Consider the following 9,462-nt stretch of genomic DNA (forward strand, 5'->3'; position numbering starts at 1 on the left):
AGGCCTTCACCACCCAGCTGGTGGCCCTGTTCACCCTGGCTGCCACCCTGGCCAAATTGGGCAACAAGCTTGATGCAGCCGGCGAAGCAGCCGCCCTCGACGCCCTGCGCCAGCTACCCGGCAGCGTGCAGCACGCGCTGAATCTGGAGCCGCAAATCAAACCCTGGGCCGAGCGCTTCGCCGCCAAGCAGCATGCGCTCTACCTCGGGCGCGGCCTGCACTACCCGATCGCCATGGAAGGCGCGCTCAAGCTCAAGGAAATTACCTACATCCACGCCGAAGCCTACGCCGCCGGCGAACTCAAACACGGCCCGCTCGCCCTGGTGGACGAAGCCATGCCAGTAGTGGTGATCGCCCCGAACGACAGCCTGTTGGAAAAAGTGAAGTCCAATATGCAGGAAGTGCGCGCCCGTGGCGGCGAGCTATTCGTATTCGCCGACCTCGATAGCCACTTCGGCGAAAGCGACGGCGTCCACGTCATCCGCACCCCACGCCACGTCGGCCTGTTGAGCCCGGTAGTCCACGCCATCCCGGTACAACTACTGGCCTACCACACAGCACTGGCGCGAGGGACGGATGTGGATAAGCCGAGGAATCTGGCCAAGAGTGTGACGGTGGAGTAGGTGGGGCGTTGGCGACGTGGTGATGTGTTCTTTGGCAAAATAGTCCGGGACAGGGCATTAAAGTCCGGGACACGGCATTAATGTCTGGGACTGGATGAACCCAAATGTTCTTGGACTAAATCCGGGGGAGATGGCAACAAAGTCTGAGACAAAATAACTTAAAGAAGCAAAGCGCCTATACGGGGCGGTGCAGCCAGCCCAAGCAACGCAATTTGCCAAGGGCAAACGCAAACAGCTGCAGTCCTATTGATCCGATCCGTGGAGCCACGCGTGGCAGCTCGCAACGATAATTCTTGCGACTGCTCTGTGCGTGGGCCCACAGAGACCGATACGACTGGAGCCTGTCGTCAAATGGCCTCAACTGCCGGCTTTAGACTCTCTCGCAGTGTCGCCAGAGGTCCTTGAAGACGCGCGACTGCTTCTGCGAACGCTGCCTTAGAGAGACAGGCTCTCTTTTCGGCGAGCCTCTCCGTGCCGAAATCGCCCACCTGTACGTTGTCAGGTAGGCGCTCCGCTGCTAGCAAGACTTGGTGGTGCAAGCCTGCCGCCTTGCCAAGGACTTCGACCATCTTCGAAAGATTGGGGTCGTCCTGGCCGGACTGCTGCAAGGTGTCGACAACGAAGGGGAATAGTGGGGAGTCGCCCCACTCTGCGTTAGTCGCGAGCATGGCCAAGTGGACAGCCAGCATGGAGCGAGGTGCCGAACTGCCCCCGGATTGGGCACGTGCACCAGGCTTGGGGTCGCCGATTTGCTCGTCAATAGGAACACCAACCAAGTTGGACAAGCTTGAGACCTGCGAGGAGAAATACTGTCGCACTGCCGCAAGTCGATCAGGATCCTCGAACTTCTTGACCTGGTGGTCTGCTTTGGCCTTCTCTTCCTCGAGCTTTTTCAAGACCCCTGATAGTTCTCCGCTCACGCGCTGGAAGGCTGTGTCGAGCGTCTTCTTGCTCTGGGATGCAAGCACTTCCTCAAGCCTCAGCTTGGCTCTACGCTCCTGCTGGAGCAAGTCCAGTTCTGCGATGCCGCGCTCTACTTGCCGCAGGCTGGCACGGATGTTGGCCTCCTTACTGCCGAGTTCATCCGTTTGGCTGCGAAGCTCCATAATGAGCCCGCCAAGTGACTCGGCGTCATTGGAAAGGAGAATCCGAGCATGGAAGGAGTTCTCGTGCACGATCCCGCATGTGGGGCATTCAATGGCCTCACCAGCACGGTCCGCCAGATAAGCAAAATCACCCTTCAGCTCGTTGTAGGCGCCCAGTGCTACTTTCAGTTCTGACTGCACCTTTTCTCGAGAGTTGACCAACCCCAGCAACTGCCCGCGAATGCGAACTTGCTCTTGCTGGAGCTTGGTCGCCTTGCGGCCAATTTCTGCTAATTCACTGCGGAACGCCGAGAAGTTGAGTGACGGCAGATTCTTGGGTAGGACATCCTGCACACGCTTGAACGCCGCCCGATGCGCTTCAAGCTCCTTACGTCGTTCGTTTGCACGCTCACCAATCTCAAGCGATAGATGCTTTGCTTGGAAGTAAGCGTTGGGTCGCATTCCGATGAAGGATTCAAAGGTAGCCCCCTTCCAATCCGAGAACTGAGTAAGCTGCTCGAAGGTCTCCCAGCCGGCACCCCAACTACCGTCTTGGTCCAAGTAGAACGGCATGAACATGTACTCTGGACCAGCTTGCGAAAAGGTCGTTGTCTGTGGGCGCTTTAGCTTGAGTTCAAACCCAAAAAAGGCCCCTAGGTGCTTGGACCAAGCACTCATGTTCTCAGCGGAGAATAACAACTGGTCGTTGGCGCCGAACATGCCAAGACGCTTGCCGTCGCGGACAACCATGTAGCTCTTGTCACCGCATGTGAACTCCAGGGCGGCAACCGTGTCTGGATCCCACATCCCAACGTCGCGCTTACGCGTCTTGCATCCGAACACCCAGTAAAGGTTCTTGATGATCCGGGACTTACCCGTCCCGTTCGGTCCCAACAGTAGCGTCTTCTGGCTGAAAAGCTGCTTTCTGGCGCTCCCGTCTCTCGCGGACACGAGCCAGAGCGTCTTGTATGTCACGCGCTGGTTCATTGTTTTTCCTTAGATTCCGGACTAGCCGGAGCAGTGAGTATGTTGAAGTCGATGGCATCGTGAAGCACCAATAGCGCTACAGCGCGGATATAAGGCAAAGGTAGGCCACTGAATTCCGCCGGACTTAACGCCCTGGCTTGTTCAACAACCTCGTTCATCAGCTCACCCAGGGTCGCTCTCGCTCCGATGGCGGCCTCAACTGGGAATCGGGCCTGCTGGAGTGAATTTGCTATCCCTCTGAAAATCATGTTGGTACGGTCGGACGCATCGGCACACACCCTTACACGCTGGGCCTTTATGTCTTTGCGCTCAACGAATGGATGCCCCTCTCGGTCAAGCTCAGCGGTAGCTTCATCAAGCACTTCGCTCACCGGAGCCTTGGACGCCGCGACTTTGGCCAGGATGTCCAGCGCCTGGGACCTGGAGATGATGCGGAACTTGAGCTCGTCAAAGCTGCGCGCATAGGTAGTGCTGGATGCGCGGCTTTGCACTTCGCTTGCCAAAACCCGTGCCGCCACAGAGGTGTGGCTAAGCTGAAACGGAAGGAGACCAGTTGATGACAGCTGTTCGAGCTTGCCGCCGACAAATATCTCCGGCTCGCCCAAGGGTAGGTTGGTCTTATGGACTAAGATACCGGCTAAATCGATTTCCTGGTCGGAGCAGCCTAGCTGCGTGGCGATTGCCTGCTTTATTGGCAACTGTTGCTCTGTCGCCAGGGAAGAAAGGTCAGCGTTTGTAGCGAGTGAAGCTCCACCGGCTTCATCAGGTAGCTTGACCCCGAGGTTGGAGACAAACCTCAGTCTGGCGCGAGAAGAGCCGAACTCTTTCCGGCGAGCGTAGAGTTTCGCCAAGATGGAGTGTTCGTGCGTGCCATCCTGGCGCTTAGTACCTTTTTTGTGTAGGTCCTTCAGAATCCAGACGCCATCTCGTTCATGCTTCTTGATCTGGCAGAACTCCACCTTAGTGGGAGTCTGGGCGGAGTCGAGGATGGCGACATCTTCCTTGACCTCAACGCCAACGGCGAAGTCATCTTCATTACGAAGGAGCTCAGCGATGGAGAGCGCCGCCCACCACTGCTGGAAGGTGAAGCCCAAGCTGGCGTTGGCGCCGTTCTTCTCATCGGTAGGGCGATCCCGAAGTAAGACATCCAGATCATCCCGGATGCCACCCTCCGCGCGCCTTCCCGGGGTTCGCTCTGACATTTCCCCTCCCTCGGGTGCCGTCCTGCTCTGTGCTGGCAAGATCAACGCGTCAACTTGAATCGCCGACGCCGCAGCGGCCCAGTCTATACCTGCTGTTCACTGTTTGATAGAGCTTGAGAGCGACCTCGGTGCCGGTCAATCAGTAACAGACATTAGCTTTGGTTGCTCATTCCTCCTCACGAACGCCAGGCCAGGGCCCCGCTTCGTTGCCATGCAAAGGCTGCTGAGTAATACTCTAAATTTCCGCCAAAAAAGGCGGGAAAATGCAACATAATCAAGGGTTTACGGTAAACCCCTTTGCGTTTATTGAACACTTGAAAAACAACAACTTGCACGTTAGTGGCGCGCTTGGCGCACATCGCAAGGCCAACAACACAACCAAGGAGCTATCGTCATGAGTCCCTGATTCGCAACCGTATAAACAAAAAACGCCACGGTCTGATGAACCGTAGCGCTTTTTGTCCTCGGGGGAGTTCCCTGAGATTTCTTGCGTCGTTGCTTGAAATCTAAACGCGTCAGTCCGGCGCGTCAACTCCCCTTTCGTCGATTTTTTGACCGCAGCGATGCGGGCAACGGGTTCGCTCGTCCCGACGCTGCCGAAAGGGTATCACCATGAGAAAAGGAAAACGCTTCAACCCAGCCTGGATTCGGAAGGCCATAGCCGATGGCCGCGGCACCGGAACCCGGGAGTCTTATACGCCGTGGCATCAAATCCGACGCGCTGATCCGGGAAGTAGGGGGCGCTCGCACCTAATCCAGTGGAAGTTCGCGCGAAATCACCATCTGCTGTCGGACCAGGAGCTGGTGCCTTTTGCGTTCGCTACGATGCTGCCCAATGTCGTCGATGCACGGGAACAGTTTCCGTTGTCGCGTGATGAGCATCGGCCGGAGGCGGCCGGCTATCACGTGTCCCTCCTCAATCGAGTCGCGCCCGGCACGCGCTCGATAGCTTCTGACCTCGAAATCCGGCACCCGATCGTCAGGGCGCTTGGCGATAAAGAGAACTGGGTGCTTTCGACAGACCTCCTTCTGACGCTCATGTCTCCAGCACAGCTACCGACGCTCCTGGCGATCAGCGTCAAAAGTAGCGAAGACGCCAAAGAGCGGCGAAAGCGAGAGCTTCTGCTGATCGAGAAGACTTACTGGGAGGAACAGGGCGGCGAGTGGCTGCTGTTCGTCCCCTCTGATCACTGCCAAGCGATCCGCCGGACAATCATCCAGGCACTCCCGTGGGCGATTGCGTGGCCACCGCAGCCGGAAGCGCGTCTGGAGGAAAGCGCGGCGCTCGCACCATCCCTGGAACGGCTTACGCTACAAGGAGCCCTCACGCTGATCATCGATCACTTGGGCGTTAGCCTGGCCGAAGCGCAGCAGGTCTTTTGGCAATCTGTATGGGCAGGTCGCATCCCGCTTTGCCTGGACCGGTTCAATTTCCACCAGGACCCGATCCACCTCTTTGATCAACCCTCCTTCTGGGCTCAGAACCCCATCTTTTCGAGGAGGTCATCATGGACGGCTTGAAGCAAAACATGGTGCTCCAGATTGAAGTTGAACAGTTCTCAGGGCTCTATCGGGTCGTTGCCCTTCCGGCCGGCGACGATATCGTCTTTCTTGGGCATATCGGGCCAAGCTCCTCGGATTGCGTGGGTCGGCCAACCGCGCCAGTCGGTTCCGTTACTGGTGTACACCGATCCGTTCTCAAGGAGTGGAGCGCATCCGGTTGCGCTCGTTCGGTAAACATATCGGCCCCAGCCAAGATCATGCAAAGCAGTGACAGATTGAATGAGCGAGAACGCAAGCGGTTCGAGCATCGCCAACAGGTGATGAAGCCGTTTCTCGACCATGCGGCGTTGTGTCATGCGCTCTCTGATCCAAAGGGACTTGGCAACCTTGTCAGACCCGTCGCAGCGGAATTCAAATGCAGCCGGTCGACGGTATATCGGCTGTGGGTGCTCCTTTGTATTCACGGCTTTGAGGCGGGCTCACTGCATCCGCGCTTCGACCGTTGTGGCGCGCCTGGCATCATGCGCCCACATCAGGAGGGCCGGAAGAAGGTTGGCAGGAAGACGGTCAAGCAGCGTCTAGGCGACGAAGATCCGGGCAGTGGCTTTGTAATTACCTCGGAGATGAGGCAGCGAATCGTCTGTGCTGCTCGGGTCTGGATGGCGCCGGGACGATCATTGGCGAAGGTATACGATCGCATCATCGAGCAATGCTTTGTCACCCACTATGTCGACATGGATGGCGAGCGCAAGCCGGTATTGCCGGAGGCGAATAATTGCGCCTCAATTTGGCAAGTCAGACACATCATCCGAACGGAAATCTCCAAGCTTGAGAGGCGGCGTAGAAGTACGACCGTAGGCCACTTTGATCGAAATATGCGGGCCCTGCATGGCAAGTCGTTCGACGGCGTCGCCGGCCCCGGCCACTGCTATGCGATCGATTCGACTATTGGCGATATCTATCTCCGTAGTTCGGTGAACCGCGCTTGGATCATCGGCCGCCCCATCGTTTATATCGTGGTCGATATCTGGTCAGCGGCGGTTGTGGGTTTCTACGTCTGTTTACGAGGGCCATCATGGGCGACCGCCAGCATGGCTGTCTTCTCGGCAGCATGTGATCCACAGCTATTGGGGAGCTTGTGGGGCTATGTACCTATGGCAACGTTATGGCCGTACCCAACGCTGCCTTACAAATTTCGCGCAGACCGCGGCGAGTATGTAAGCGATCCAGCCGAGCAAACGGCAGCCGCGTTGGGATTCGGTTGGGAAATCAACGCTAGCTACCGGCCAGACTACAAGGGCTCGGTTGAAGTGCTGAACCGCATCACGAAGGACCAGCAATTCACATGGGTACCTGGCGCCATTAATGCCCGGCGCAGAGAGCTTGAGCTACGCACTGACGTGAAGGAATCAGTCATGACCCTTCAGGAGTACGCTCAGCACTTGTATTACGTCTTTGACGATTACAACCTATGCCCCAGTCGCGGGGACCGTGTCGATGCCGAAATGATGGCAAAAGGGGTCGTGCCTTCTCCGGCGGGCCTTTGGCATTTTGGCCATCAGATCGGCATTGGCTACCAAAAAGAATTGTCCCAGCATCGCCTGATCACGACGCTGCTGCCCGAGCACCACGCGGTCGTCCGCCAGAACGGCCTCTATTTGGGGCAGTTGCAATACCATTCCTCCATCATCGATGAGCAGCAGTGGACCGCGCACGCCCGCAACTTTGGCGTGATGTACAAGCCCGTCCACCACTTTCCGGGCAGCAACTCGCGCATCTGGCTTCCCGATGATCAGAGCGGCAACCTGCACGAGATGTTGCTGCACCCGCAAGCGCGGATCTCGCCGACAAGCACGTTTGATGAATGGCTCGACGTATACGCTTACGAAAAATCGAAGGTTCAGGATAGGGAGCACGCCCGCCTGCAAAAGTCCCTACAGAACCTGGCAAAGCGCGATGCACTCATCAACGAGGCCGCCCGCAAAACCCGCGAGGCCGAGGCCATCTACGATGGCCCATCTCTACCAACCCGAACTGCTCGCGCATTCGAGCAACATGCCCTCGCTTCGGTCGGCGCTGAAGCCGCTCCGCCCGTTGAGCGCGCGGACGAATATGATCGTGTGTTCGAGGATGCCATACAGAAAGCGCTGCAGGCTGCTATGGAAGGCGGTGAGCCATGAAACTCGCCGACCCAGTAGTAATCCCTCGGGGCCACGATGGTAACCCGCTGATTGAAGCCTGCGGCCCCTATTGGACTCACGACCAGATTGCCGTCCACCTCACACAAGCACCGCCTCTGCCGTGCAACATCGAGAGCCTGCCACCGCATTTGCGGATGTATGAGGTGATAGGCATCCGCCAGTTGCATGTTCCCAGCAGCCAAACCATTCGGCTCGCTCAAAAGCTCGACTTGATGCTGCGCGACGGGTACCGCCAGCGCGATCCTCGCGAGCCGGCCACCTGGCGCAGGCTCTACAGCCAACGGCAAGTTACTGGCCTACCTGACTTGGTGCCGTCGGTCATGCCTGTGATTGGCATCTCCGGATCAGGGAAGACCATGGCGGTCCATCGTGCACTAGCGCGATACCCTCAAGTGGTAGTCCACGATCGCTTCCCCAATTTGATCGGGCCGCTGAAACAGTTGATGTGGTTGCGCATCGAAGTACCGTCATCGGGCAAGGCGTCAGACCTTGTTGAGGCGTTGATGCGCGCAACTGACGAGGCATTGGGGGCAGACTATTTCAGCGACTATCTCACTTCGAGAGCCCGTCCGGCCATGAGCATGATGAACCATTGGCTGAATAAGGTCGCCTGCCATTTTGTGGGAGCCATTTTCCTCGACGAAATCAACAACTTGTTCAAGCTGGAAACCTTGGCTGAACAGAAAAAGAAGGTTCGCAAGGGTGAGACTATTGCATTGCGCATCGCAGATGATGAGGCGCTCAAGCTGATCCTGACCCTTGCAAATACGGCACAGTCTGCGCTCATTCTGGGGGGGACGCCTGACTGCATGCCGATTTTTTCAACGCGGTGTAGTACGGCTCAGCGTATGGGTACCGGCGGATTCATCAAGTTGAGCCACTTCGAGACACCAGATGACAAGCAATTCCGCGAGCATCTGTTACCGACATTGTGTCGATATCAATGGTTTGACGAGCACCTTCCACTGACAAATGACCTTGCTGAGTTGATTCATCGCTTTTCGGGTGGCTTGCCGCGGCTCTGTATTGCGCTTTGGATACATGCGCACCAGATGGCAATCGAACGGGGCGGAGTTGGGTTGAACTTCGAGGACTTTATCCACGCGGCCGAGGGGCCGCTTGCACCTGTTCAACCTGCGGTCGCTGCGTTGCTGTCCAACTCGCCCGAGAAGCTCAGCAATTACCGAGACTTGCTTGCTGTTCACGATCCGGTATGGGGGGCCTTGTAACACATCTTCCGGCGACCCCTCTTCACTGAGAGGGGTTTCCAACGTTATCCGAAAACGGCTTCCGAGCGCTTCAGGTAACCAATGAAATTGATCCAGGGAACGCCAACCGTTGGCATGCCGCAGACGGCCGGGATCTTGTAGTTCGCCATCTGCCTGGGAAGCGCTGCCTGAAATTTCTCGTCAGTGACTAGCTCGTGCCCATGAATTTTTGCCGTAGCAATGATCAACAGATCGTTCTCTCCAACGCCACTGCCAAATCTATCCTCAACGATTCCGAGCAGCCCCTTGATTCGGAATGCTTCAAGCAGTATCGCTTCGCTCACCGGTAGCCGCTCAAGGTTGGCATCACGGAGCCAGGCAGAACATTCCGGCACTTTGTGGTCGACCTCGTCGAAAGCGACCGCGGACATCCGAATCAGGCCCGCGTTTATGCGCTCGCCGAACCACGCCCATAAGCCGGGAAACTGCGCCTCGGGGTAGTTATCCCATGCATAGATCATCGATGAGGCGTCAAATTCCTGCATAGTATTGCTCCAACTTATGCAGGTCTTTGATCGTCAGGTTGTCCAGATAGCTACTGGCTTTTGCCAGGGTAATGTGGCGCGTGCTGAGTGCATCGAGTACGGTCTTGA

The 9,462-nt window shown here is 57.1% G+C and carries 7 protein-coding genes; 4 read left to right on the top strand and 3 right to left on the bottom strand.

Translation table 11 applies throughout. The features are described 5' to 3' along the window. Positions 1 to 623 (top strand): SIS domain-containing protein (locus ACE3OH_RS14805; RefSeq protein WP_374354439.1); only part of this gene is annotated, 623 nt, incomplete at its 5' end. Positions 624 to 970: 347 nt separating this feature from the next. Here the strand turns inward: ACE3OH_RS14805 and ACE3OH_RS14810 are convergent. Then, positions 971 to 2,695, bottom strand: coding sequence for a hypothetical protein (locus ACE3OH_RS14810; RefSeq protein WP_374354442.1), 1,725 nt, complete (start codon positions 2,693 to 2,695; stop codon positions 971 to 973). Further along, positions 2,692 to 3,897 carry a dsDNA nuclease domain-containing protein gene (locus ACE3OH_RS14815; RefSeq protein ID WP_374354445.1) on the bottom strand — a complete coding sequence of 402 codons (1,206 nt, stop codon included), beginning with the start codon at positions 3,895 to 3,897 and terminating at the stop codon, positions 2,692 to 2,694. The genes ACE3OH_RS14810 and ACE3OH_RS14815 overlap by 4 nt, the downstream gene beginning before the upstream one ends. A gap of 612 nt (positions 3,898 to 4,509) precedes the next feature. On the opposite strand from ACE3OH_RS14815, the gene ACE3OH_RS14820 reads away from it, so the two are divergent. Genes ACE3OH_RS14820 through ACE3OH_RS14830 form a run of 3 tightly spaced genes read left to right on the top strand, consistent with a single transcriptional unit; the run spans position 4,510 to position 8,830 of the window. Then, a complete protein-coding gene (locus ACE3OH_RS14820) occupies positions 4,510 to 5,418 on the top strand; it encodes a TnsA endonuclease N-terminal domain-containing protein (protein ID WP_374354448.1) in 909 nt (302 codons plus the stop codon). Then, a complete protein-coding gene (locus ACE3OH_RS14825; RefSeq protein ID WP_374354451.1) occupies positions 5,406 to 7,580 on the top strand; it encodes a hypothetical protein in 2,175 nt (724 codons plus the stop codon). Before ACE3OH_RS14820 ends, ACE3OH_RS14825 begins: the two co-directional genes overlap by 13 nt. Then, positions 7,577 to 8,830, top strand: a complete 1,254-nt coding sequence (locus ACE3OH_RS14830; protein WP_374354455.1) for an ATP-binding protein — start codon at positions 7,577 to 7,579, stop codon at positions 8,828 to 8,830. Before ACE3OH_RS14825 ends, ACE3OH_RS14830 begins: the two co-directional genes overlap by 4 nt. 44 nt (positions 8,831 to 8,874) lie before the next feature. Here the strand turns inward: ACE3OH_RS14830 and ACE3OH_RS14835 are convergent, their stop codons facing one another. After that, positions 8,875 to 9,354 carry a DUF4411 family protein gene (locus tag ACE3OH_RS14835; protein WP_374354460.1) on the bottom strand — a complete coding sequence of 160 codons (480 nt, stop codon included), beginning with the start codon at positions 9,352 to 9,354 and terminating at the stop codon, positions 8,875 to 8,877. Between the last annotated feature and the right edge of the window lie 108 nt (positions 9,355 to 9,462).

It is taken from the genome of Chitinimonas sp. (genome assembly GCF_041904975.1).
Lineage (GTDB): Bacteria > Pseudomonadota > Gammaproteobacteria > Burkholderiales > Chitinimonadaceae > Chitinimonas.